This is a genomic window from Streptomyces populi (genome assembly GCF_002911015.1).
Taxonomy (GTDB): domain Bacteria; phylum Actinomycetota; class Actinomycetes; order Streptomycetales; family Streptomycetaceae; genus Streptomyces; species Streptomyces populi.
In genome coordinates this window covers 1-24,151 of record NZ_KZ626959.1, presented here as the reverse complement: position 1 = coordinate 24,151, position 24,151 = coordinate 1, and the positions used below count along the sequence as shown (strand labels likewise).

The following is a 24,151-nucleotide window of genomic DNA, read 5'->3' as shown; positions in this document are numbered from 1 at the left end:
TCCGCCCTGCGCCTCGGTCCGGCACTCCGGGTGACCCCAGCCCTGGGCGTTCTTGGCGATGGACTCGCCCGCGGCGTAGGAACGGCCGCACACGCAACGGCCGTTGAACTTGGCCTTGAGGGTGCGGCCGGACGTTCCCGGCCGGGAGGTCCTGGCCGCGGGACGACGGCGGGCGGCGCCCGAGGCGGCCGGGGTGTCGGGGGAGGCGGGCGGTTCCGGGGACCCGAGGTCGCTGCCCGCGGGCTGCTGCACCACCGCGGCCTGGCTGGCGGCACGGTCGGCGAAGTCGTTCAGCCGGTCGCCGTCGACCTGGTGGGCGGGGACGTAACGGAACTCCACCGAGCGGCCCGTGAGGAGTTCGTCGATCCGCGCGACGAGTTCCTGGTTGGCGACGGGCTTCCCCGCGGCCGTCTTCCAGCCCTTGCGCTTCCAGCCCGGCAGCCAGGTCGTGACGGCCTTCATCGCGTACTGGGAGTCCATCCGGATCTCCAGCGGCACATCGGCGGCGACGGCCGTCAACAGGCGTTCCAGCGCGGTCAGTTCGGCGACGTTGTTCGTCGCCGTGCCCAGCGGGCCCGCCTCCCAGCGGTCCGGGGCCTCGTCCCCGTCGGCGACGACCCAGGCCCATCCGGCGGGTCCCGGGTTTCCCTTCGAAGCCCCGTCACAGGCGGCAACAACACGTTCAGGCATGACCCCGATCATGCCACGCCCCGAAGAGGTCCCCGCACGCCGAGCGGTGCGCGACGGAGCCACCCCGCCGGTCACCGGCGGGGTGGCGGCCACGGACTACCGTCAGGACACGTCCGTCATCTCCGGCATCTCACCCTGGGTCGTCTTCATGTCGATGACGGAGAACGCCGCGCCCTGCGGATCGCTCAGCGCGGCGAACTTGCCGAACGGGCTCTCCATCGGCCCGAAGCGCAGAACCGCGCCCCGCGCGGTCGCCCTGGCCACCGCCTCGTCGCAGTCCTCGACGGAGAAGTAGACGTTGACGTACGACGGGACCTCGGGCGGGAAGTCGTCCGTCATCCTCATCCGGCCGAGGACCGGGTCGTCGCCGATGCTGAAGACGCGGAAGTCGACCGCGTCGTCCTGCACCTGCCGGGCGGTGAAGGGGAAGACGGCCGGGAAGAACGCGTCGGACTTCTCCGGCTCACGGGTGAAGACCTCGGCCCAGGCGTACGTGCCGGGCTCGCCGGTCACCTCGAAGCCCTCGTGGGCGCCCGCCTGCCAGATGCCGAAGACGGCCCCGCCGGGGTCCCGGGCCAGCGCCATGGTGCCGAACTCCCCGACCTGCATCGGCTCCATCAGCACCTCGCCGCCCCGGCTCTTGATCTTCCCGGCGGTCGCGGCGGCGTCGGCCGAGGCGAAGTACAGGCACCAGGCGGACTGGCCCTCCTGTCCCGGCATCGGCGGCACGACGGCGGCCACCGCCTTGCCGCCCGAGTAGGCCTGTGTGTAGTTCCCGTACTCGGAGGACGACTCGCCGAACGTCCAGCCGAGCACGTCCCCGTAGAAGCTCTTGGCCCCTTCGACATCGCTGAACATCGCGTCCGCCCAGCAGGGCGTTCCTTCAGGCTGTACGGCCATGACCCGATCTTCTCCTGTCCGGTGAACGGTTGCGCTGTTCACGCTAGCCAGCCTTCACCCGGGCCGCGCGCCGAAGCGCGGACCCTGCACGACACTGGAGACGGGCCGACCTGACCGCCGACGGGACGGGGCGCGAGATGATGCGGGCATGGGAAGTGATCCGGCCCGGGCCGGTCGAGGCGGAGCCGCTGCGCCTCGTCGAGAGACCGGTGCCGGTGCCCGGCCCCGACGAACTCCTGGTGCACGTCCGCGCCTGCGGGGTGTGCCGCACCGACCTCCACGTCGCCGAGGGCGACCTTCCCGTGCACTGCCCCCGTGTGACCCCGGGCCACGAGGCCGTCGGCGTGGTGGCGGCGGCCGGCCGCGCGGTGAGCGGCTTCGCCCCGGGCGAGCGGGTGGGGGTCGCCTGGCTGCGCCGTACGGACGGCACCTGCGAGTACTGTCTGCGCGGCTCGGAGAACCTCTGCCCGGCGTCCGAGTACACCGGCTGGGACGCCGACGGCGGCTACGCGGAGTACACGACCGTACCGGCCGCCTTCGCCTACCGGCTGTCCGAGGGGATGGACGACATCGCCCTGGCTCCCCTGCTGTGCGCGGGCATCATCGGCTACCGGGCGCTGCGCAGGGCCGCGCTGCCGCCGGGTGGGCGGCTCGGTCTGTACGGCTTCGGCGGCAGCGCCCACCTCTGCGCGCAGCTCGCGCTCGCCGAGGGGGCCACCGTGCACGTGCTGACCCGCGATCCGGCCGCGCGACGGCTGGCGCTCGACCTGGGTGCAGCGTCCGCCGGCGGGGCGTACGACGAGCCGCCCGAGCCGCTGGACAGCGCGATCCTCTTCGCGCCGGCCGGTGATCTGGTCCCGGTCGCCCTGCGGGCGCTGGACCGGGGCGGTGTCCTGGCCGTCGCCGGCATCCATCTGAGCGACGTGCCGCCGCTCCGCTACGAGAGCGACCTGTTCCAGGAGAAGGAACTGCGCAGCGTCACCGCCAACACGCGTGAGGACGGCAGGGAGTTCCTGGCCCTCGCGGCCCGCCACGGCATCCGTGCCACGACGCACGCCTATCCGATGGAGGAGGCGCCGCGGGCGCTGCGGGATCTCAAGGAGGGCCGCTTCGACGGGGCCGCGGTGCTGGTGAACGACCGCCGGCCACGGGGCTGAGCATGCGGGCGGACCACCCCCCCGTGCGGGGACGGACCCAGGTGTGTGCTGCGGTGGAGGTGCGATGGCAGGCCGGCCGCATCCGAACCTCGGCCTCGCCACCCGTTGTCTGCCGGCGGGCGGCGGTTCCCTGGTGGGCGGGGACCGGTTCGAGACCGTACGGCCGCACTTCGGGCGGACCCTGCTGGTCGTGGGCGACGTGATGGGGCACGGCCTGGACGCCGCGGTGGACATGAACGCGTACCGCTCGATGCCGCGCCACGTCGCCTCCACCGGTCTTCCGCCCCACCGGGTGCTGCGCCGGTTGGACACGGCGGTCGCCGAGGACGGCACCCGGCGCCCGGCCACCTGTCTGCTCGTACGTGTCGGTCCGGCACGCTGCACCGCCGTGATCGCGGGTGCCGGACGTCTTCCCCCGGTGGTGTTCGCCGGTGCCGGCTCCGGCGAACTGCTGCCGCTGCCGGTGGGGCCGCCGCTGGGCACGAGGGCGGGCGGCCGCCAGCAGGTGGTGCGCGGGTTCTCCCCGGACGACACCCTGGTGATGTTCACCGACGGTCTCGTCGAGCACCGCGACGAGGACGTCGACGAGTCGCCGGCGCGGCCGGCCGCGCTGCGTCCCCCGCCGGGTGCGGGGATCGACGACCTGCTCGACGAGGTGCTCGTCGAGTTCGACGCCCGGCACGCGGAGGACGACGTGGCGGTGTCGGCGGCCCGGATCCATCCGCGCCACCACCCGGCCTGAGGCGCCCCGGCGCCCGCCGCCCGTCGCCGTCAACCCGTCACGCCCCGTGCGCCCCTCGCCTCCGCCGTACCCCGCGCCCCGTGCACCGCGCCCCGGGCGGGTCGGGGAGCCCGGTCCGGCCGAGGTGTCGGCAGGTCGGCTACTCCCCCGCGTGCGCCCTCTCCAGGGCCGCCATGTCCAGCTTGGTCATCTTGTACATCGCCTGGGCCGTACGGGCGGCCTTCTCCGTGTCCGCGTCGCCGAGCAGGTCGATGAGCCCGTCCGGGACGATCTGCCAGGACAGTCCGTACTTGTCCTTCAGCCAGCCGCAGGGACCCGCCTCGCCACCGTCCTCGACGAACTTGTTCCAGTAGTGGTCCACCTCTTCCTGGCCGTAGCAGTGGACCTGGAACGAGACCGCCTCGTCGAACGTGAACTGCGGGCCTCCGTTGACCGCGACGAACTTCTGGCCGTTGGCCACGAACTCGACGGCCAGCACGGAACCGGGGGTCCCGGGTCCGGCCTCGGTGTAACGGCCTACCCGGCCGAGCCGGGAGTGCTTGAAGAGCGAGACGTAGTAGTGGGCGGCCTCCTCGGCCTGGCCGTCGAACCAGAGACAGGTGGTGAAACCGTCGGCGGGCATGCGGACCTCCTCGGTCGGGAAAGCGTCGTCACCTCTGTCGACCGATCCTGGTCCGAAAACTCATCGGCCGCGCGCGCACGACCTCACGGACCCGCCGGCCGGCTCGCGCGGCTCGCCGGGAAGGCGCCTTCCGGCTCTGCCGACAGCGAATCTGCCGCGGGCCGAGAAATCCGGTCCGGCACCCCCTCCGGACCCACAGTGGGGTCAGCGGCGACCCCCGCCGCGTCACGACCAGGAGGAACCATGGCTCCCCTCATCACCGGCCGGTACCCGGCCCACGCACCGCGGGCCGAGGAGGGCGACACCCCCGTGACCCGCTACGACGACCATCTGGCCGCGCAGTTGCTCGCCCAGCGGATCGTCTTCCTGGGCACCCAGGTCGACGAGGTCTCCGCGAACCGGGTGTGCGCCCAGCTGCTCCTGCTGTCCGCCGAGGACCCGCGCGCCGACATCAGCCTGTACATCAACAGCCCGGGCGGTTCGGTGACGGCCGGGCTCGCCGTCTACGACACCATGCGGCTGATCCCCAACGACGTCTCCACGCTCGCGATGGGATTCGCCGCGAGCATGGGACAGTTCCTGCTCAGCGTGGGGACGCGCGGCAAGCGTTTCGCCCTGCCGAACGCACGGATCATGATGCACCAGCCGTCCGCGGGCATCGGCGGCACCACCGCCGACATCGAGATCCAGGCGCAGAACCTCGAGTTCACCAAGCGGGCCATCGAACGGATCACCGCGGAACACACCGGCCAGAGCGAGGAGACGATCTCCAGGGACGGTGACCGCGACCGCTGGTTCACGGCGGAACAGGCCAGGGAGTACGGCATGGTGGACCGGGTCGTGGAGTCGCTCGCCGACGTCCGCCCGGCCGCCTCACGGCGACGGGCGGGACTCTGACATGGGTACGTACACGATTCCGAACGTCGTCGAGCGCACCCCGCAGGGCGAGCGGTCGTACGACGTCTTCAGCCGGCTGCTGTCCGAGCGGATCATCTTCCTCGGCACGGAGATCGACGACGGGGTCGCCAACGTCGTCATCGCGCAGCTCCTCCATCTGGAGTCGTCGAGCCCGGAGAGCGAGATCGCGATCTACATCAACTCGCCCGGCGGCTCGTTCACTTCGCTGATGGCCATCTACGACACGATGACCTTCGTGCAGGCGCCGGTCTCGACGTTCTGCGTCGGGCAGGCCGCCTCGACCGCGGCGGTGCTGCTGGCCGGGGGCGACCCCGGGCGGCGCTTCGTCCTGGAGCACGCGCGCGTGCTGCTCGGCCAGCCGGCCAGCGGCGGCCGGCAGGGCACGGTGTCGGACCTCAGCCTCCAGGCCAAGGAGATGCTGCGGATCCGCTCGCAGGTCGAGGAGGTGCTGTCCCGGCACACCCACCACGACGTCTCCACGCTGCGCGCGGACATGGACCGCGACAAGATCTTCACGGCGCGGGAGGCGGTGGAGTACGGGCTCGCGGACGAGATCCTGAGCCGACGGCTCGCCGTGGTCTGACACCGGCCCGCCCCGGCCCGGCCCGGGTCCGGCCGGGGCGGACCGGGGCGGGCCGGTGTCAGGCGGCGAGGCACATGCCGTCGCGGCGCGGGGCCGAGGACGGGGCGGCCGCGGAGCGGCCCCGGACGGACTCGGCCCGGGTGTGCCGGGTCAGCTCGCGCTGGGCCAGCGACAGCAGCTCGGTCAGGCCGAGGCCGAGGGCGCGCGCGGCCGCCGCGAGGACCTCCGAGGAGGCCTCCTTGCGGCCGCGCTCCACCTCGGAGAGGTAGGGCATGGAGATCCGGGCCGCGTCGGCCACGTCCTTGAGCGTGCGTTCCTGGGCCAGTCGCTCGCGGCGCAGGACGTCGCCGACCAGGTCGCGCCACAACGGCTCCTTGGCGGCGGGAGCCGGGGCCGCGGGTCCCCCGCGCGGGACGAGCACCGGTGGCCGTGGGGCGCGGGCCGGGGCACCGGCCGCCGACGGCGTCCGGGAAGGCTCCGGCGCGGCGGGGCGCAGCGGGATGACACGGGCTTCGTCCGTCACGTGGTCGCTCACCCCTCCAGCCTAGGAGCGCCCGGCCGCGGGGGAAGGGACCGGCGTTCCGCTCTCGGTGAAGCGATGAGGACACCGCGGGCCGCGCCGGACCGTTCGTCCGGCGCGGTGGCGGTTCCTCACTGGGCCGGGGAGACCGGGGAGACCGGGGAAACACCCTCGGAGGAGGAGGAACCGGACGCCGGGGGCGCCTCCGACACGGACGGCGGCGGCTCGGACGACGGCGGCTCGCTGGAGGGGGACTCCGGTTTCACCGAGGACGGCTTGGAGGAGGACGGCTTGGACGAGGACGACTCGGAGGAAGACGGCTTGGACGAGGACGACTCGGAGGAGGACGGCTTGGAGGAGGACGACGACGGGGACGAGCTCTCGGACGACGGTGAGGTCGACGTCGAGGGGCACGGGCTCCCGGAGGCCGGCTTCGGACCGCACGGTGAGGCGGAGCCCGAGACACTGACCGAGGGCGAGGGGTGCGCCGGTGGGCGCGTCTCCTTGTCGTGGTGCACGTCGTCGCCCCGGTGCCGGGCGACCCACTCGTCGTGCTTGGGGTCGTAGATGACGAACACGTCGATGGTCGTCCTCGAGGGCGCCACGGCGACGACGCGCTTCGAGTCGTACCCGGGCCACGAGTCACCCGTCGTCCTGGGGGTGCCCTGCTGCGGGACCGGCGTGAGCAACGGGTTGCCGCACGCGCAGCGCACCCTGGGCACACCGCGGGAGTCCACGAGGACGGCGGTGCCGGTCTGGAGGACCGCCTGGTAGCTGGTGGGGCCGCCGTTGCGGTAGCCGTGGTTGGTGACGCGCGTGTCCATGCGCAGCTGTACGGGGGTCAGGGAGCGCAGGTACGCGGGAACCTCGTTCGGCTGGATGCCCTCGACCGAGGCGAAGGCCCTGTTCTTCGCCGGGTCCGCCTTGAGCGCGCTGATCTGCTTCTCCACGTCGCAGCTGGACACGTTGCGGGTGCCGCCGTAGAGGCCGGGCGCGTTGCCGCTCACGGCGAGGGTGGTGTTGGCGGGCGCCGTCGCGGCCGGCGTCGCGGGGGTCTGCGGCGCGGTGGACGTGTCGTTGGCGGTCGACTCGGTGAACGGGTCGGGCCCCGTCTCGTTCGCGGACTGCAAGAAGACCTCACTGCCGGTGTTCTTGACCCCGCCGCCGTTGTTGGTGGTGAAGATCAGTCCCAGGATCACCGCCGCCGCCACGACTCCGGTGATCAGCGCGACCCGCGACGCCGACCGCCACCAGGGCTGCTCGGGTCCCCGGCCCGGCCGCCCCGGCCCCTCGGCTCCACCGCCGGGTCCCGCGGGACCACCCGCGCCACCGCCGCCCGTCCCTCCGCCTCCCCCGCCACCGGCTCCGCCTCCCGCGCCGGACGCGCCGCCGGAGGGTCCGGCGGACGGGATGCCGACGGGCTGGGTCGGGCTCGGCTGCGACGGACCCGACAGCGGGCCCGAGGGCGGTCCGGTGGGGCGGCCGGAGGACGGCGGTTCGACGCTCACGAGCTCTTCTTCCCGGCGGAGGGATGCTGCGGCACTTATGTGCTTTGTGCGGCTTCATTCCGCAACACACCTATTGTGTCCACCGGTCCGCCGGTGCCCGCAAGCCGACGCGGTCGGCCCTCCCGAGGGGCGGACGGTGTCACCGCTGCTTAGCGTGGCAGCGTGAGTCCCCAGACACCGTCCGCCCAGCCGGCCGGCACCAGCGGTGCGCGTCCGGCCGCCCGTCACGGCTGGCTCCAGGCTCTCGCGGCCGTACTGGCCGGTCTGGTCCTCATGGGGGTGGTCGCCGCGCTCGGCCTGTGGGCGTCCGGCGCCACCGACCTCCCCGACAACGCCTATCCACGGGTGGTCGCGGCCACCCTCGTCACGGCGGTCGGCGGCACCGTCGAGTTCACCGGCGACGCGGGGGCCATCGCCGAGACGAAGGCGGGCCTCACGGTGGTCCCGCTGTCGGTGACCCTGACCGGAGCGCTGGTGCTCGGGGCGGGATTCCTGCGGCCGCTGCGGCACCGGGCCGTCGCCGGGGCCACGGAACTGGCGGGCTGGGCCGGACGGCTCGGCGTCCTGTGGCTGCTCGTCCTGATCGGGCTGGCGCTCGCGGCCCGTCAGAACTTCACCGTCGACCTCGGGAACGGCACCATCGGCGCCATCGGCGACCTGTTCGGCGCAACGCCCGAGGTGGGTTTCAAGGCCGCCGTGGCACCGACCCTCTTCTTCGGGGTGCTGTGGCTCGCGGGGGTGTTCGTGATCGCGCTGCTGGTCTCGCGCGGCGCGCCGCTCCCCGCCCGGCTGCTGCGCTTCCAGGAATCGGTGCGGCCGGCCGCGTACGCCATGGTGGTCCTGCTGCTCGCCTGCGTCGGCCTCGGCGTGGTCATCGGCCTGGTGGTGGCGGCGACCCGCGGCCATCCGGCCGAGACGTTCGCCGTGATGCTCCTCGGTCTTCCCAATGTCGTCTGGCTCGCGTTCACCGTCGGGCTGGGCGCCACCTGGAACGGTCGTGTGGACGGGCCCTTCGGACTGCCGATGCCGCACGTGCTCGACGAGGTGCTGCGCACTCCGGACGTGTCCGAGCTCAACCTCGGCTCTCTCGCGGACCACGACGGCAGGATCTGGTGGCTGGTGGCCGTCGACGCCGTACTGCTGCTCGGGGCGGCGTTCCTGATGGCGGCCCGTTCACCGGCCCGGACGCGGGCCTGGCAGCACGCCGTCCACATGGCGGTCGCCCTGGCGCTGACGGTCCTCATGATCTGTCTGCTCGGCCGGATCTCGGCACACTACGGCCTGTCGATCCTCGGTCTCGGCGACATCGGCGGAGGCCTGAAGGGGGAGCTCTTCCTGAAGCCCCAGGTGTGGGGCGCCCTCGGCCTCGCCGTGCTGTGGGGGCTGGTCACCGGTTTCCTGGGCGCCCTCCTGGCCAAGGGCGTCCGCCGCAGAGGCGGGGTCGAATCGGCCGGCTGACGTACGAGGGGCCCTTCACCGGCGGAACACCGACCGGGCCCAGACCGGCGGTTCCGGCACGGGCCCCGGGCCGCCCGGCAGGGTCCCGGTCTCCGTGCCCGGCCCGGGGCCGCCCCCGGTCACCGCGCCGCGGGCGGCGATCCGCAGCGCGCTGACGAAGGCGAGACACGAGTCGTACCGGTCGTCGGGGCTCTTGGAGAGCGCCTTCGCGAGGACGGCGTCGACCCCGTCCGGGACGCCGGGGCGCACGGTGCTCAGGGCCGGCGGCTGGTCGTACTGGTGGGCCCACAGCAGCGCCATGTCGTCGTCGCGCCGGAAGGGGGGCCGGCCGGCCATCGTCTCGTAGATGACACAGGCGAGGCTGTAGACGTCGCAGCGGCCGTCGACCGGCTTGCCGGAGATCTGCTCCGGCGCCACGTAGTCGAGGGTGCCGACGAACTGACCGACACTCGTGAACCCGGTCAGCGACAGGGACTTCTTGGTCAGCCCGAAGTCCGTGAGATAGACGTGTTCGGGGTGGTCGCTGTCGGTTCCCTCGGCGACCAGGATGTTCCCGGGTTTCACGTCCCGGTGCACCAGTCCGTGGTCGTGGGCGGCGTCGAGCGCGGAGGCGACCTGGATGCCGATCCGGGCGGCCACGGTGACCGTCAGCGGGCCCTCGCGGTCGAGGAGGTGGCGCAGGTCGCGCCCGGCGACGTAGCGCATGGCGATGTAGAGGACACCGTCCGTCTCGCCCGCCTCGAAGACGGGCACGATGTGCGGGTGGTCGATCGCGGCGGCCACCCGTGACTCGTGCGTGAAGCGGCCGCGGAAGGTGTCGTTGCGGGCGAGTTCCGGGGCGAGGAGCTTGAGGGCGACCGTGCGGTCCAGCCGCAGGTCCTTGGCCTGGTAGACGACGGCCATCCCGCCGCGCCCGATCTCCCGCTCGATCCGGTACCCCGCGATCTGCCGTCCGATCAGTTCGGAGGGCCGCCCCGAGAACGGGCTGGTGCCCTGCCCGGACGTCTCGTCCATCAGCCGTCACCTCGCTCGTGCCCCGCTCCGTGCATCACTCCTCGCCCCGGTGGTCGCGGTCGAACTCGCCCAGGTCGTCGCGGTCGAAGGTGACCAGACGGGTGGGCTCGTGTCCGTCGGGGGGTCCGCCGGGCGCGGACTCCCTCACGATCCGGGTCGGATCCGTCGGGTGCCCGTGCGCGCTGCCCGGTTCCCGCGGCCGGTCCCGCTCGGGGACCGTCCCGGCGCGCGACGGGTCCTGCTCCCCGGGCCCGTGCGGCGTCTCGCGGCGCGTGGCCGAGGGGGTGTGCTCGGCCGCGAAGGTGCTCAGCCGTGTTCCGTCGCAGTACACCCACCGCTCGTGCTCGCCGTCGTACAGCCACAGCGACTCACCGTCGACGACCACGCCGATCCGGCTGCCCTGCGTCCGGGCCCGGAAGCCCTCGGCCTCCAGCCGCCCGGACGCCAGTTCCTCCACCGCCCGCCGGTATTCGGTGAGTGCCTGCTCGACGCGGGCCAGCAGCGGGCGCGGATCGGCCGTGCGGGCGAGCGGGCGGGTCGCCGCCGGCGGCACCTGCGGTACGGCGACCAGCAGACGGCCGTCGACCCAGGCCGACCAGCCGTTCGCGCAGACGACCCGCCCCCAGTCACCGAGCCGGTCCACGAGCTCGACCGGCAGGAGCGCGTCCAGGGGCACGGTGGGCCGGGACGGGTCCGGAGACTCCCAGGCGGGCAGCCCGTCCTGCGGAACGACGTGCGTCGGGCGGAAGCCTGGGCTCGTCATCGGCGGCTACTTCCGCATGACCGCGGGCTCGTGCCGCCGCAGCAGCCGGGTGACCAGCCAGCCGAAGACGACGGAGAGCACGACGAGCATGCCCATGTTGATCAGCCACGCGCCGGTGGAGTGCCGGAACAACGGGTCACCGGTCAGGTCGCCGGGAACGATCCTGGCGAGGCCGATGGTCCCGGCCATCGCGCCCAGGGCCCAGCGGGAGGGCACGAGCCAGGACAGCTGCTCGAGGCCGGGTACTCCGTGCAGCTTCAGCAGGGCGCCGCAGAACACCACCTGGACGATGGCCAGCAGCACCAGCAGCGGCATCGTCACCTCCTCCTTGCGCACCACGGCGGACACGAGGAGGCCGAGCATCATCGCGGTGAAGGCGAGCAGGGCCACGGCCAGGGTGATCTCCAGCAGCGGTGGCATCAGCACGCCCTCGCCGCCGGGGGCGTTGAGGTCGACGCCGAACAGGGCGACGAGGGTGAGCACGACGGCCTGGAGCACGGTGACGGTCCCCAGCACGACGACCTTGGACATCAGGTACGCCGATCTGGACAGGCCGACCGCCCGTTCCCGCTGGTAGATCGTCCGTTCCTTGACGAGTTCGCGCACGGCGTTGGCCGCGCCGGTCAGCACGCCGCCGACGCACAGGATGAGCAGCGCGTTCATCGCCGTCTCCCGGGTCAGCTTGCCGCCCGCCAGCGCCCGCGCCATCACGCCCATCACGAACGGCAGGGCGATCATGATGGCGAGGAAGGTCCGGTCGGCCCCGAGCGCGGCCGCGTAGCGGCGGACCAGGGTACGCAGCTGGGAGCCCCAGCTCTGGGCCTTCGGGGGCGGCCCGACGAGCGCTCCGGTGGCCGTGTCGGGCATCCGCGGCTGCAAGGTCGACTTGTCGATGTACTGACGGCGGAACGGCGAATCCCGGTACTCCCCCGCCCAGTCCCGGTCCTTGTCGCGCTCGAATGCCTCGAAGGCCTCGGGCCACTGCCGGTAGCCGAAGAAGGGCAGGGTGTCGTCGGGCGGCCCGTAGTAGGCGACCTTGCCGCCGGGCGCGAGGACCAGGAGCCGGTCGCAGACGTCCAGGCTGAGCACGCTGTGGGTGACCACGATGACGGTGCGGCCGTCGTCGGCGAGGCCGCGCAGCATGTGCATCACCGAGCGGTCCATGCCCGGGTCCAGACCCGAGGTCGGTTCGTCGAGGAAGAGCAGGGACGGTTTGGTGAGCAGTTCCAGGGCCACGCTGACGCGCTTGCGCTGTCCGCCCGACAGGCTGTGGATGGGCTGGTCGGCGCGCTGCTCCAGGCCCAGTTCGCCGATCACCTCGTCCACCCGCGCCCGGCGCTCCGCCTTGGCGGTGTCCTGCGGGAAGCGCAGTTCGGCGGCGTAGGTGAGCGCTCGGCGGACGGTCAGCTGGGCGTGCAGGATGTCGTCCTGCGGGACGAGGCCGATGCGCTGGCGCAGCTCGGCGTAGTCGCGGTAGAGGTCACGGCCGTCGTAGAGGACCGTGCCGTGGTCGGCGGGCCGCTGTCCGGTGAGGGCGTTCAGGAGCGTGGACTTGCCCGCGCCGCTGGGGCCGACGACGGCGAGCAGACATTTCTCGCCGACGGGAAAGGACACCCCGTCCAGCAGCGTCTTGCGCCCCCGGTCCACCTCGACGACGAGGTCCTGCACGTCGAGGGAGACCTCGCCGCTGTCGACGTACTCCTGCAGCTGGTCGCCGACGAGACAGAACGCGGAGTGTCCGATGCCGACGATGTCACCGGGTGTGACCAGGGCGCGCTCGACGGGCTGACCGTTGAGGAACGTGCCGTTGTGGCTGCCGAGGTCGACGATCTCGTACGTCCCGTCGGGCCGGGCCAGCAGTTCGGCGTGGTTCCGGGAGACGATCAGGTCGTCGACGACGAGGTCGTTGTCGGTGCCGCGGCCGATGCGGACGGTGCGGGAGGGCAGCGGCCGTACGGTGGTCGGCTGCCGGAAGGTGCCGGTGGCGGCCGGCGCGGAGACGGCCGAGGGGCGCTCCCCGGCGGGTGGCGGGCGGCGGACGAGGACGGCGCGCGGGCCGTCGGCGGGACTCCCGAAGCGGATCACGCTGCCGGGTCCGACGCCCCATTCGTGGACGCGCCGGCCGTCGGCGTACGTGCCGTTCGTGCTGTTCTCGTCCTCGAGCGTCCAGTGATCGGCCTGCGGCCGCAGCACCGCGTGGTGCCACGAGACCCGGACGTCGTCGATCACGACGTCGCACAGCGGATCGCGCCCGACGTGGTAGTCGTGGTTCGGACTCATCACCGTCGAGCCCGTCTCGGTTTCGAGGACGAGCTCGGGTGCAGTCGCCGCGACCGGCCTCTCTGCCATGCCAGAATTCTAACGATTCGCCCACATGCGCGCCTGAGCAGCACGGGCGGCCGGGGCACGCGGCCGGTCAGGCCGCGGAGATCCCGAGGACCGCGGCGGTACGGTGCATGCGCAGCGCGTCCACCGATTCCGCGAGCAGTTCGTATTCGGTGGTGTCGTCGCTGGTGGAGACGCGGACGAGCTTGCCCGCGGCCAATTCCTCGGCCACCAGTTCCTGTTGCTCCGCGTCACCGCACCAGGCGCGCAGCATCGTCGGGACGTCGGGGACGCCGTCGCCCACCGGCGCGATCGAGTTGGGCGGGAAGGCGGGGTCCTCGGGCTGCGGATCGAGCCGTTCGGCCATCCAGGCCGCGCGGTCCCGCATCCACCACAGGGCCAGCGCGAGGGTCGGCGCGCGATAGGTGCCCAGGGGTACGCCGACTCGCTGACCGCCGCACATGCCGTACGCGGTGACATGGCACAGGAATTCGTCGTGCACGATCTTCCCCCATTGGCGTCGCTCGTCGCCGGTCCGGCCTCTCTTTCCCTGCGGCTCTTGGGCGTCGCTCCGTGCAATTGCACGGGCTTGGTTGAATTGCCCTACTGATTGAGTATCGTCACTACTGACACACTGTCACCATGTGAATCCAGCCAGTCTCTTGGCATATTCATTGCCGCGTTTGGCCGAAACGGAACCGGCGGCGAAAAGGCTCCGTGCCGCGGCATGACCCGCGAGGTAATCGACGCTCCGCGCGGCGCCCGCCAAGGTGGTCGTATCGCGTCCTGGAGCACAACACCGGCTCGGGACACGGACCTTGACCATGGATACGTTCCTCGATGGAGGCTGGTTCACCATGTCCGCGAACACCGACCGCTACGAGACCGCCGTCACCCGTTACTTCGAGGCCTGGAACGCGGGCGGGCGGGACACCCTGGCGAAGGCGGTGGCCGCCGCCTGGAGCACGGACGGCACGTACACCGACCCGCTCGCCGACGTCCGCGGGCACGAGGGGATCGCGGCCGTGATCACGTCCGTGCACGAGCAGTTCCCCGGCTTCGTCTTCCGTCCGCTGGGTCCGGTCGACGGCCACCACGACACCGCCCGCTTCGGCTGGGAACTGGTCGACGAGGCGGACGGCTCGGCGCCCGTCGCGGGATTCGACGTGATCGTCCTGGACGGCGAGGGCCGGATCCGGAGCGTGCACGGGTTCCTGGACCGCGTCCCGGCCTGAGCCACCGGGTTCCCCGGCGCGCACGGGTGACGCGCCGGGGAACTCGGCACGGGCCCGGGCGCGCCGGGCGCCGCGGGTACTACTCCTTGACCACCGCGTCGATCCGGGCGAGTTCGTCCTCGGTGAAGTCCAGGTTGTCGATGGCCGCGACGCTGTCCTCCAGCTGCCGCGGGCTGCTGGCGCCGACCAGGGCGGAGGTGACCCGGCCGCCGCGCAGCACCCAGGCCAGCGCGAGCTGGGCCAGCGACTGGCCTCGGGACTTGGCGATGTCGTCGAGGGTCCGCAGCCGGCCCACGAGGTCCTCGGTGACCGTGTCCGCGCTCAGGAACGGGCTGTCGCTCGCGGCCCGCGAGTCCTCCGGGATGCCGTTCAGGTAGCGGCCGGTGAGCAGGCCCTGCTCCAGCGGCGAGTACGCGATGGAACCCACCTGGAGCTCGTCGAGCGCGTCCAGCAGGCCCTCGTCCTCGGGACGGCGGTCGAGCATGGAGTAGCGCGGCTGGTGGATGAGCAGCGGGGTGCCCAGCTCGGCCAGGATCCGGGCGGCCTCGCGGGTCTGCTCCGCCGAGTAGTTCGAGACGCCGACGTACAGCGCCTTGCCCTGCTGGACCGCCGAGTGCAGGGCGCCCATCGTCTCCTCCAGGGGAGTCTCCGGGTCGGGACGGTGCGAGTAGAAGATGTCGACGTGGTCCAGGCCCATCCGGCCCAGGCTCTGGTCGAGCGAGGACAGCAGGTACTTGCGCGAGCCCCATTCGCCGTACGGTCCCGGCCACATCAGGTAGCCGGCCTTGGTCGAGACGATCAGCTCGTCGCGGTGGTGCGCGAAGTCCGCCTTCAGGGCGTCGCCGAGGGCGGACTCGGCGGCACCGGGCGGCGGACCGTAGTTGTTCGCCAGGTCGAAGTGGGTGACGCCGAGGTCGAAGGCCCGGCGCAGGATCGCGCGCTGGACGTCCACGGGCCGGTCGGGGCCGAAGTTGTGCCACAGGCCGAGCGACAGCGCGGGGAGCTTCAGGCCGCTGCGTCCGGTGCGCCGGTAGGGCATGTCCGCGTAACGGTCGGGGTGCGGGGTGTACAACGCGTACTCCTGAGGGGCCGGGGAACAGGCTGCCTCCACTCTCGCGCGCCCCGCGGGCAGCGGTCCAACGGGAGGATCGGATGGCATTGAGCGGTCCCGCTTCTCAATCGGTCCGGACGCCCGTCCTGCGGCGCCTACCCTTGCTCCCTATGGAACTGCGTCATCTCCAGCACTTCGTCGCCGTCGCCGAGGACCGGCACTTCACCCGGGCGGCGGAGCGGCTGATGGTGTCGCAGTCGGGCCTCTCGTCCTCGATCCGCGCGCTGGAGCGGGAGCTCCAGGCTCCGCTCTTCGTCCGCACGACCCGCCGGGTCACGCTCACGGAGGCGGGTCGCGCCCTGCTCGTCGAGGCGGAGCGGATACTCGCCCAGGTGCGTTCGGCGCACGACGCCGTGGCCGCCGTGCAGGGGGTGCTGCGCGGCACCCTTTCCCTCGGTACCGAACAGTGCATCGCCGGCGTGCACTGCGCCACGCTGCTCGCCGCGTTCCGGCGGCGGCATCCGGACGTGGAGATCCGGCTGCGCCAGGCGGGCTCCGAGGCGCTGGCCGAGGAGGTCGCCGCGGGCCGTCTCGACCTGGCCTTCGCCGTGCGGACCCGCGCCGACTCCGAGCACCTGCGGTCGGTCCCGCTGGCCAGTGAGCCGATGACCGTGCTCTGCCACCCGGAGCACGCTCTCGCGACGGCCGCCGTGGTCACGCCCGGGGAACTGGGCGACGAGGCCTTCGTCGACTTCCACCCCGACTGGGGTCCGCGGCGCACCACCGACGCGGCGTTCGCGGCGGCGGGTGTGCGGCGGACGGTGGCCCTGGAGGTCAACGACGTCCACAGCCTCCTGGAACTCGTCCACGAGGGCCTCGGGATCGCCGTCGTACCACGCCACTTCGGTCACAAGCCGGAAGCCCGCGATCTGACCGCGCTGCCCTTCAAGGGCGTCTCGGAGGGGTCGTACGAGACGGTCGCGATGCTGCCGCCGGCGGAGTCCACGAGTCCGGCCGCGCGTGCCCTGATGGCACTGCTCGACGCCTCCCGGGAGGACGCCGCCTGACCCACCCGGGCGCACGGTCACGGCGGGCGACCGGCGCACCCGGCGCCGTCCGGGACACGCGGTTCCGGGCGCAGGGACGGACGCGATGCGCGATGGTGGTCCCATGCTTGCGAAGGACATCCTCATCGACGGTTTCGGCCGCATCCGGGAAGAAGTCCATGCGGCCGTCGGCGGCCTCGCGCCGGAGGCTCTCAACGCCCGCCCCGCCGAGACGGCGAACTCGGTCTCCTGGCTGGTCTGGCACCTCACCCGGGTCCAGGACGACCACGTCGCCGACGCGGCCGGGACGGAACAGGTGTGGCTCACCGAGGACTGGGCGAAGCGCTTCGCGCTCGACCTGCCTCGGGGCGACACCGGGTACGGCCACACGTCCGCGCAGGTCGCCCGGGTCCGGGTGGAGTCGGGCGACCTGCTGCTCGGCTACTACGACGCCGTCCACGAGCGGACCATCGGTTACGTCGGCGGGCTGGCCGCCCACGACTTCGAGCGGGTCGTGGACGAGCGCTGGGACCCGCCGGTCACCCTGGGCGTGCGCCTGGTCAGCGTCCTGTCCGACGATCTCCAGCACGTCGGACAGGCCGCCTACGTACGCGGGCTGGTCCGGACGGCGTAGCCGGTTCCGGAGGCCGTGGCGGGACTCAGATGTCGTAGCCGGGGAGCACGACGTCCTCGATGAGGGCCTTGCGCTCGTCGAAGGGGATGAACGCGCTCTTGACCGCGTTCACCGTGACGGTCCTCAGGTCCTCGACGCCCCAGCCCGCCTCCTCGACGAGCAACGACATCTCCCGGGTCATCGTCGTCCCCGAGACCAGCCTGTTGTCCGTGTTCAGGGTGACGCGGAAGCCCAGGTCGCGCAGGGCGGTGATGGGGTGCTCGGCGATGGACGTCGCCGCGCCGGTCTGGAGGTTGGAGGTCGGGCACATCTCCAGGGCGATGCGGCGGTCGCGCACCCAGCCCGCGAGGCGGCCGAGCTTGCCGTCCACGATGTCCTCGGTGATGCGGACGCCGTGGCCGATGCGCTGGGCGCCGCAGACCTGGAGGGCCTGGTGGATGCTGGGCAGGCCGTGGGCCTCGCCGGCGTGGATGGTGAAGGGGACGTTCTCGCGGCGCAGGTGCTCGAAGGCGTCCAGGTGGTCGGCGGGCGGGAAGCCGTCCTCGGCGCCCGCGATGTCGAAGCCGACGACTCCGGCGTCCCGGAACGCCACCGCGAGGTCGGCGGTCTCCCGGGTCCGGTCGAACATCCGCATGCCGCACAGCAGGGTGCCGACGCGCACCGGGGTGCCCGCGGCGGCCGCCTTGGCCATGCCGGCGGCGAGGCCCTCCTGCACGGCCTCGACGACCTCGGGCAGGGCCAGCCCGCCGTTGACCATGAGCTCGGGCGCGTACCGCACCTCGCCGTAGACGACACCGTCCTCGGCGAGGTCGAGGACGTACTCCTCGGCCGTGCGCAGCAGGCCCTCGCGGGACTGCATCACGGCGAGGGTGTGCTCGAAGGTGGCTATGTAGCGCACCAGGTCGCCGGAGTTGGCGGCCTCGTAGTACCAGGCGGCCAGTTCCGCCGGGTCCGTGGTGGGCAGGGTGTGGCCGACGGCCTCCGCGAGCTCGACCAGGGTGGCCGGGCGGAGACCGCCGTCGAGGTGGTCGTGCAGGACCGCCTTGGGCAGGCGGCGGACGGTGTCGGTGTCGATGCGGGGCGCGGTCATGTGCGGTGTTCCTCGGCAGGTCGTTCGGAGCGGGAGGGTGCGGGAGGGCGGGACGGTACGGAGGGTGCGGGGGACCGGGTCAGCCCGCGGGCTGGAGCAGGTCCCAGCGGTTGCCGTACAGGTCCTGGAAGACGGCGACCGAGCCGTACGGCTCGTGGCGCGGCTCCTCCAGGAAGGTGACGCCCGCGGCGCGCATCCGGGCGTGGTCGCGGGCGAAGTCGTCGGTGTGGAGGAAGAAGCCGACACGTCCGCCGGTCTGGTCGCCGATCCGGCCGCGCTGCGCCTCGTCCTTGGCCCGGGCCAGCAGCAGTCCGGTCCCGCCGGCCTCCGTGCCCGGCTCGACCACGACCCAGCGGGACCCGTCGGGCCTCGGGGTGTCCTCGACGAGGCGGAAGCCGAGGGCTTCGGTGTAGTGGCGGACGGCCTCGTCGTAGTCGTCGACGACGAGGGTGACCAGGGCGATGCGTCTCATCGGGCCTCTCCAGGGTTATACGTAACACGTAGGGTACGGCATTCCCTGCCGGGCGCCAGGGGGCTCTTACCGGGGGCCGCCGGGGCCGCACTCTCCGCCGGGCGGCGGGACGGCGCGCCGCGGGTCTCCCGCCGGGCGGCGCGACACCGGACCTCTCCCGGGCGGCGCGGCACCGAGGCCCGCGGGGCGGGCGTGGCGCCGGTCCCCGCCGGGCGGCGCGGCACCGAGCCCTACAGGCTGACAGGACGCCGGACCTCCCGGAGCGATCCGGGAACGATCCCGGCCGCCGATCGTCTACATTTATGTAGACGGAACTGGCGGGCGAGACAGGCGCGGACGAGGTGTGCCGCCGCGTGCGCGCCCGCCGTGGAAAGGGGCCACATCCATGTCCGCCGCTCCGGACGTCACGCTCGCGCGCGAGGCCGTCGCCGCCCCGGCGCGACCATGAGGCGCGCGAACACCGGCGCCGTCGCCGCGTCGGCCGCGGCGGGAAGCCTGGTCGCCTTCGTGCTGCTGGCGCTGGTGGTGACCCGTCACGAAGGCGCTCCCCTGCCCGTCGACTCGGAGCTCGCCTCCTGGTCGTCGGCGCACCGCCCGGAGGAGGCGCTCGCCCTGGCGCGCGGCATCACGTACACCGGCACGGGAGTCGTCCCGTACGCGCTGGTCGTCGTGGCCGGCCTCCTCCTCGGACGGACGGCACGGCAGCGGGTGCGCGCCGTCACCGTCTGCGTGTGCGTCCTGGCCGTCGCGCAGACCGTCCGGTTCGCCGTGATGTCGCTGATCGCCCGCCCCCGGCCCCCCGTGACGGATTGGGCCACCCGTGCCTCGGGCTGGTCGTTCCCGTCCGGTCACACCACCACCTCCGCCGTCGCCGCCGGAGTGCTGATCCTCGCGGTGCTCGCCCGCGCCCCGCAGTCCAGGAGAACCCTCGTCCTGCTCATCGGCGGCTGGGCCGTGCTCGTCGGCCTGTCCCGCGTCTATCTGGGCGTCCACTGGTTCTCCGACGTCGTGGGCGGCTGGCTGTTCGCCGTCTGCTGGCTGAGCCTGCTGCTGTACGTCCTCACGCGGTTCTTCCCCCGGGTCCGCTCCTCGCTGACCGCGCCCCGTCCCGGCCCGAGCCCCACGACGGAGGAGCGCCCCGGCTCACCTCTCGCATAGCGCGACGTTCCCCTCGCTCCGCTCCGTGACCGTCTCGAGGACGGCGTGGGGCTGACGGACGGACCGGCACCGCCGACAGCGGACAAACACCCCCTGTCCTGTGATCACCGGTGGCGTCACACTGTCACGATGGATCATGTGAAGACCGCCGGGGAACTGGTGCGGAACCGATTCCCCGAGGCCCGGGCCGCCTTCCTGGCCGGCAGCGTACTGACGCACCGCCGTACGCCCACCTCCGACCTGGACATCGTGGTGCTGCTGGCCGGGCCGCCCGCTCCCTTCCGGGAGAGCCTGATCCACGAAGGCCGGCCGGTGGAACTGTTCGTCCAGACCGAGGCCGACTGGCGCCTCTTCGCCGAGCGGGAGACATCGGCCCGCAGATCTCCGCTGCTGGCCATGTGCGCGGAAGGCATACTGCTGACCGACGCGGACGGGCTCGGAGCCGCCCTACAGGCAGAATCCCGGGAACGGCTGGCGGCCGGGCCTCCTCCCGCGTCAGCGGCGGAACTGGAGGACCGGCGGTACGCGCTCACCGACACCCTGGACGATCTCCGTGGCTGTACCGATCCGCTGGAGCGGACGTACATCGTGGCCGACCTGCTGCAGCGCGCCTCGGAACTGGCCCTGCTGACGGGCGGGCACTGGCTCGGCGGCGGCAAATGGCTCTCCCGGCGACTCGCCGCGGCCGAACCCGAACTGCACGGTCGTCTGACAGCGGGCGCGGCCGCGGCGATGTCCCCCGCGGCCGACGGGACAGACCACTTCGCAGAAGTGGTGAACGAGGTGCTGGAATCGGCCGGCGGACCCCGGTGGGCCGGGTACCGCCGCGGATGAGACCGGGCGGCGGCCGCCATCGGCCCGGACGCCCGTGGATGCCGCGCCCGCGCGTGCGGAGGCCGGGATCGAGCCTCGCGTTCGAGGTCCCGTGAAACCTCCCGGCCGCAGTCGTACGTCAACCGCTCTGTAGGGTGCGGCACACTGTGACGGCGGCAGTTGCCGGGGGCTGTGAACGGTATGACGGCTGAGCATCGCGTGACCGTGCGACCGTGGCACGTCTTCGCACTGGGTTCCGCGCTGGGGGCGACCGCTCTTCTCGAACGGGTGCAGGGCTCGCGGTCGGGCCGCCAGTACGTGTTGTGCCACGCCTCGTCCGCTGTCGACCACCTCACGGTCGTGGCCCTCGCACTGGCCGGAGGGGCCTTCGTGGCGGCCGTGGTCGGCGCGGTGACGGCCGTCATGAAGGACGCCCCGCGCTCCAGCCCCCTGTTTCCGGCCGCCTGCATGGTGGCCGCGCTCGCCTGCGTCGTGGCGGCCGACACCGTGGACGCCGTCGGTGAACAGCGGGCAGCGGACATCGCGGCCCAGGGTTTCCACGAGAACGGCTGCGACTACCCGGCGCGGGTCTACTCGGCCACTCCCGGCTGGTTCACCTGGTGATCACCCGCACCCGTCCGGCCACCACCGTCATGCGCTGTCGAGAAGGTGGTACCGGGAGCGGCGTGGTCGACGGGGCCGTCGAACCGGGTCGCGGCGCGCGCCACCGCTTGCCGCGGTGTGAGGAAGCGGCCGACGTGCGTGACGATCAGCCGGCCCGCCCCGGCCGCGCGGGCCGTGTCACCGGCGTCCTCGGGCGTGTGGTGCACCTGTTCGCCCTCCACCGGTGCCTGTGTGCTCTCGGCCTCGCACAGCAGGACGTCGCACCCCTCGGCCAGTTCCGTGAGGCTCGGGCACGGTGCCGTGTCCCCGGAGTACACCAGCGACCCGCCCGCCGTCTCGATGCGCACGGCGAAGGCCGGAATGCCGTGCGACACCGCCCTGCTGGTCAGCCGTAGCGAGCCGACGGCCGCCTGGTGTCCGTCGTACAGCTCGGTGACCGCGAAGGCGGATTCGATCGGGCTGCGAGCCGGGGTGTTGGTGAGGAAGCCGGCCAGCCGGTCGGCGATTCCGGGCGGACCGTAGAGGGGGATCGGCGCCGCGAGGCGGATGTCCGAGTACAGCGCGCCGTAGTACGCGGTGAGCAGGTCCGCGCAGTGATCGGCGTGCAGGTGCGAGATCCAGATCGCGTCGAGTTCGTCCAGCCGCGCATGACGCTGGAGCGGGCCGAGCGTCCCGCTCCCGGCGTCCACCCAGACACGGGTGTCCCGGCTCGACACCAGATAGCCGGAGCACGGATTGTCCACGCTCGGATAGGGCGTCGCACAGCCCAGGACCGTGAGGTGAAGAGGCTCGTCGCTCATCCCGGGATCCTAGGACACGTGATCCACACCTGGCGGAAACCCGTGGACGCCGTCGTCCACGGGTGCCCCCTCCGGGACGCCGAGGGGGCAGATTCCCCAGTCCCGGGCGATGGCCATGACGTGCTGCTCGTCCGGCATGCCGGCGTGCCAGTCGTCCCATTCGGCGTCGCTCCAGTCCTTCCGGCACTCCTCCAGCCCCCTTTGTCCGACACCGAGCCGGCGTTCGATCCCGGTGGGCTCGCCGAGCCGCATGGGCACATCACCGGTGCAGCCGTCGTAGCAGTAGGCCCGGACGACCCGGCCGGACTCCACTCTCGCCCAGGCGTGGTACTCGCCGATGCGGTCGGTGCTGAAGTACTGGAGGTCGCCGAAGCGCCCGCCGAGCGCCCCGAGCCAGGACAGGATGGCGGGGCCGTCCCCGTCGCGCCCGTGATCGAGGTGGATCCGGCCGTGCGCCAGGGTCCAGCCGTCCACGGGGGACGCCACGAAGACGCCCCGCTCGTACGCCGCCCTGGTCCCCGTCTCCCAGTCCATCGCCACCCGTCCGACCAGTCCGAGCGCGTCGGCGACCTCCCCGCTGCCGGCACCCGGCACGGCCAGCCAGGACGTCTTGTAACCCATGCCCATGGTGATCCCCTCCCACGTCTGTGGACGGGAATCCTGTCGTACGGCACTGACACGCGCCCCCGGGCGTCCCCGGCACGCCCGCGAGCCCCGCCCGGCCGCACCCGAGGGGGAACGGCCGGAACGGGCTCGCGGGCCCGTCCCGGCTACGGGTACACGTACGTGTTCAGGGTGTTCACCGCGGAGGCGGGGTCGCCCAGGTCGTAGCGGTCGACGGCGAGGTAGTTGGGCTTCTTGCGGGCGGCCGGTTCGCAGAAGCGGCGGGCCCGGTCGGCGAGTTTGGTGTTGTCCGTGCCGGCGGTCCCGGAGATGGCGACGTCACGGAAGTGGTTCATGACGAAGAGGGGGCGGAAGCCCGGTTCGGTGCGGGTGAGCGGCACGTTCGTGTCCGCGCCGTACCAGCGGCTGTAGCAGGACCAGTCGGAGGAGCCGAGGCCCGAGCCCATGGACCAGTAGTTCTCGACGGTCCACTCGCGCTGGTACATGACTCCGAAGCTGTCCCGGGTCAGTCCGGCGGACTCGTCGGACGAGCGGCTGTGGTCGGTGAAGATGAGCAGGCGGTGTCCGGCGGCGGTCAGATCGGCGAGCCTGGGCCAGCCGTTCTCGCGCACGCCGGTCCGGTCGGGACGGTAGAGGACGTCGGACAGGCCGTTCACGCGGGCGAGTTCGGCGCGCAGCACGCCGGGATCGACGTAGTCCTCCAGGAAGACGGTGACGAACTGGTCGGGGTGCTGTTTCAGGAAGTCGACCATGCGCTGGAGGTCGACCCAGAGCGCGACCGGCTTGCTGACGAGGGTGCAGCTGTTGTGGCAGAGGATCGCCCCGTCGGGCGTCTGGTGCAGGTCCAGCATGAACCCCCTGACTCCGTCGGCGAGTTGCTGGTTGATGCCGCGCTTCTGGTTCGGTACCAGGTTGACGAAGGGTGGGGCGAATCCGCCGTCCACGCCGTTCGCGTAGGCGTTGTGTGCGGTGAGGAACGTGACCTGGTCCAGGGTGCGTTGGTCCTGGGACGGCATCGGCCGGGTCGCGGGCGCGACCGGGGTGAGGTACCAGGAGGCGAGGGTGCCCGGCGAGCCGATCGAGAGCTGTGCCGGGTAGTTGGAGCCCGGGGACTTGTCCGCGACCGTCAAGTACCGGTTCGCTCCGGGTACTTTGAGTGTGTACTGGTCGCTGCCGCTCGGCGTCACCTCCCACGCGGCATCGGTGCCCGTGCAGGCCACGGTCCGGGCCTGGTCGCCCGAGCGGCCCAGGCAACTGCCCGCGGTGTCGGCGCTTTCGAGCACGAACGAGGAACCGTTCTGGCGCAGCGTCCACTGCTGGTGGTCCTCGTTGCCCTTGGGGTTGTGCTGGACGATCGCGCCCGCGCTGTCGGCGGCGTTCAGTCCGGTGGTGGCGCTCTGGACG

General features: G+C 72.5%; 26 protein-coding genes. 11 read left to right on the top strand and 15 right to left on the bottom strand.

Annotated elements, in window-relative coordinates; all coding sequences use genetic code 11:
• Positions 1 to 702: ribonuclease H family protein (locus CW362_RS36205; RefSeq protein ID WP_103553850.1), on the bottom strand; the 702-nt coding region annotated here is incomplete at its 3' end.
• A gap of 90 nt (positions 703 to 792) precedes the next feature.
• On the bottom strand, positions 793 to 1,590 hold the full coding sequence (locus tag CW362_RS36200) for a VOC family protein (protein ID WP_103553849.1): 798 nt from the start codon (positions 1,588 to 1,590) through the stop codon (positions 793 to 795).
• Between the two features lie 140 nt (positions 1,591 to 1,730).
• On the opposite strand from CW362_RS36200, the gene CW362_RS36195 reads away from it, so the two are divergent.
• Both CW362_RS36195 and CW362_RS36190 read left to right on the top strand, forming a co-directional pair.
• Entirely contained in the window at positions 1,731 to 2,747 is a 1,017-nt protein-coding gene (locus CW362_RS36195) for a zinc-binding alcohol dehydrogenase family protein (RefSeq protein ID WP_103553852.1), read from the top strand.
• Between the two features lie 64 nt (positions 2,748 to 2,811).
• Positions 2,812 to 3,489 (top strand): PP2C family protein-serine/threonine phosphatase, encoded by a 678-nt coding sequence (locus tag CW362_RS36190; RefSeq protein WP_103553848.1) that lies wholly within the window; start codon positions 2,812 to 2,814, stop codon positions 3,487 to 3,489.
• 139 nt (positions 3,490 to 3,628) lie between these two features.
• On the opposite strand, the gene CW362_RS36185 is transcribed toward CW362_RS36190, so the two are convergent.
• Positions 3,629 to 4,111 carry a VOC family protein gene (locus CW362_RS36185; protein WP_103553847.1) on the bottom strand — a complete coding sequence of 161 codons (483 nt, stop codon included), beginning with the start codon at positions 4,109 to 4,111 and terminating at the stop codon, positions 3,629 to 3,631.
• Positions 4,112 to 4,354: 243 nt separating this feature from the next.
• Between CW362_RS36185 and CW362_RS36180 the strand changes: the two genes are divergently transcribed.
• On the top strand, positions 4,355 to 5,008 hold the full coding sequence (locus CW362_RS36180) for an ATP-dependent Clp protease proteolytic subunit (protein ID WP_103553846.1): 654 nt from the start codon (positions 4,355 to 4,357) through the stop codon (positions 5,006 to 5,008).
• Position 5,009: 1 nt separating this feature from the next.
• Positions 5,010 to 5,612 carry a ClpP family protease gene (locus CW362_RS36175; RefSeq protein ID WP_103553845.1) on the top strand — a complete coding sequence of 201 codons (603 nt, stop codon included), beginning with the start codon at positions 5,010 to 5,012 and terminating at the stop codon, positions 5,610 to 5,612.
• A 58-nt stretch (positions 5,613 to 5,670) separates the two neighbouring features.
• On the opposite strand, the gene CW362_RS36170 is transcribed toward CW362_RS36175, so the two are convergent.
• Both CW362_RS36170 and CW362_RS36165 read right to left on the bottom strand, forming a co-directional pair.
• Positions 5,671 to 6,147, bottom strand: a complete 477-nt coding sequence (locus CW362_RS36170) for a helix-turn-helix domain-containing protein (RefSeq protein ID WP_103553844.1) — start codon at positions 6,145 to 6,147, stop codon at positions 5,671 to 5,673.
• Between the two features lie 116 nt (positions 6,148 to 6,263).
• Complete coding sequence (locus CW362_RS36165) at positions 6,264 to 7,640, bottom strand: DUF6777 domain-containing protein (RefSeq protein ID WP_206301164.1); 1,377 nt, start codon at positions 7,638 to 7,640, stop codon at positions 6,264 to 6,266.
• A 162-nt stretch (positions 7,641 to 7,802) separates the two neighbouring features.
• Here CW362_RS36165 and CW362_RS36160 point away from each other — a divergent pair, with 162 nt between their 5' ends.
• Complete coding sequence (locus CW362_RS36160; RefSeq protein ID WP_103553843.1) at positions 7,803 to 9,098, top strand: streptophobe family protein; 1,296 nt, start codon at positions 7,803 to 7,805, stop codon at positions 9,096 to 9,098.
• A gap of 15 nt (positions 9,099 to 9,113) precedes the next feature.
• On the opposite strand, the gene CW362_RS36155 is transcribed toward CW362_RS36160, so the two are convergent.
• The 4 genes from CW362_RS36155 to CW362_RS36140 all read right to left on the bottom strand — a co-directional run bounded on the left by CW362_RS36155 (position 9,114) and on the right by CW362_RS36140 (position 13,702).
• Complete coding sequence (locus CW362_RS36155) at positions 9,114 to 10,112, bottom strand: serine/threonine-protein kinase (protein WP_103553842.1); 999 nt, start codon at positions 10,110 to 10,112, stop codon at positions 9,114 to 9,116.
• Between the two features lie 34 nt (positions 10,113 to 10,146).
• Complete coding sequence (locus tag CW362_RS36150) at positions 10,147 to 10,875, bottom strand: hypothetical protein (protein WP_240658229.1); 729 nt, start codon at positions 10,873 to 10,875, stop codon at positions 10,147 to 10,149.
• A 6-nt stretch (positions 10,876 to 10,881) separates the two neighbouring features.
• Positions 10,882 to 13,224 carry an ABC transporter ATP-binding protein/permease gene (locus CW362_RS36145; protein WP_103553841.1) on the bottom strand — a complete coding sequence of 781 codons (2,343 nt, stop codon included), beginning with the start codon at positions 13,222 to 13,224 and terminating at the stop codon, positions 10,882 to 10,884.
• A gap of 67 nt (positions 13,225 to 13,291) precedes the next feature.
• A complete protein-coding gene (locus CW362_RS36140) occupies positions 13,292 to 13,702 on the bottom strand; it encodes a hypothetical protein (protein WP_103553840.1) in 411 nt (136 codons plus the stop codon).
• A gap of 355 nt (positions 13,703 to 14,057) precedes the next feature.
• On the opposite strand from CW362_RS36140, the gene CW362_RS36135 reads away from it, so the two are divergent.
• Positions 14,058 to 14,435, top strand: a complete 378-nt coding sequence (locus tag CW362_RS36135; protein WP_103553839.1) for a nuclear transport factor 2 family protein — start codon at positions 14,058 to 14,060, stop codon at positions 14,433 to 14,435.
• A 79-nt stretch (positions 14,436 to 14,514) separates the two neighbouring features.
• Here the strand turns inward: CW362_RS36135 and mgrA are convergent, their stop codons facing one another.
• Positions 14,515 to 15,507, bottom strand: coding sequence for an L-glyceraldehyde 3-phosphate reductase (gene mgrA / locus CW362_RS36130; protein WP_103553838.1), 993 nt, complete (start codon positions 15,505 to 15,507; stop codon positions 14,515 to 14,517).
• Positions 15,508 to 15,656: 149 nt separating this feature from the next.
• On the opposite strand from mgrA, the gene CW362_RS36125 reads away from it, so the two are divergent.
• Positions 15,657 to 16,553, top strand: coding sequence for a LysR family transcriptional regulator (locus tag CW362_RS36125; RefSeq protein WP_103553837.1), 897 nt, complete (start codon positions 15,657 to 15,659; stop codon positions 16,551 to 16,553).
• Between the two features lie 103 nt (positions 16,554 to 16,656).
• Positions 16,657 to 17,166, top strand: a complete 510-nt coding sequence (locus CW362_RS36120) for a mycothiol transferase (RefSeq protein WP_103553836.1) — start codon at positions 16,657 to 16,659, stop codon at positions 17,164 to 17,166.
• Positions 17,167 to 17,191: 25 nt separating this feature from the next.
• On the opposite strand, the gene CW362_RS36115 is transcribed toward CW362_RS36120, so the two are convergent.
• Entirely contained in the window at positions 17,192 to 18,256 is a 1,065-nt protein-coding gene (locus CW362_RS36115) for an adenosine deaminase (protein ID WP_103553835.1), read from the bottom strand.
• 79 nt (positions 18,257 to 18,335) lie between these two features.
• Complete coding sequence (locus tag CW362_RS36110) at positions 18,336 to 18,728, bottom strand: VOC family protein (RefSeq protein ID WP_103553834.1); 393 nt, start codon at positions 18,726 to 18,728, stop codon at positions 18,336 to 18,338.
• A gap of 444 nt (positions 18,729 to 19,172) precedes the next feature.
• Here CW362_RS36110 and CW362_RS36105 point away from each other — a divergent pair, with 444 nt between their 5' ends.
• The 3 genes from CW362_RS36105 to CW362_RS36095 all read left to right on the top strand — a co-directional run bounded on the left by CW362_RS36105 (position 19,173) and on the right by CW362_RS36095 (position 21,323).
• Positions 19,173 to 19,886, top strand: coding sequence for a phosphatase PAP2 family protein (locus CW362_RS36105; protein WP_103553833.1), 714 nt, complete (start codon positions 19,173 to 19,175; stop codon positions 19,884 to 19,886).
• Positions 19,887 to 20,015: 129 nt separating this feature from the next.
• Positions 20,016 to 20,720, top strand: coding sequence for a nucleotidyltransferase domain-containing protein (locus tag CW362_RS36100; RefSeq protein WP_103553832.1), 705 nt, complete (start codon positions 20,016 to 20,018; stop codon positions 20,718 to 20,720).
• Between the two features lie 198 nt (positions 20,721 to 20,918).
• Positions 20,919 to 21,323: a hypothetical protein gene (locus CW362_RS36095; protein ID WP_103553831.1), complete on the top strand. Its 405-nt coding sequence runs from the start codon at positions 20,919 to 20,921 to the stop codon at positions 21,321 to 21,323.
• On the opposite strand, the gene CW362_RS36090 is transcribed toward CW362_RS36095, so the two are convergent.
• From CW362_RS36090 to CW362_RS36080, 3 genes are all read right to left on the bottom strand, one after another.
• Positions 21,290 to 22,123 (bottom strand): MBL fold metallo-hydrolase, encoded by an 834-nt coding sequence (locus CW362_RS36090; RefSeq protein WP_240658228.1) that lies wholly within the window; start codon positions 22,121 to 22,123, stop codon positions 21,290 to 21,292. The genes CW362_RS36095 and CW362_RS36090 overlap by 34 nt on opposite strands.
• Positions 22,124 to 22,132: 9 nt before the next feature.
• A complete protein-coding gene (locus CW362_RS36085) occupies positions 22,133 to 22,744 on the bottom strand; it encodes a hypothetical protein (protein WP_240658226.1) in 612 nt (203 codons plus the stop codon).
• Positions 22,745 to 22,893: 149 nt separating this feature from the next.
• On the bottom strand, positions 22,894 to 24,151 hold a 1,258-nt coding region (locus CW362_RS36080), incomplete at its 5' end, for a phosphoinositide-specific phospholipase C-related protein (protein ID WP_103553829.1).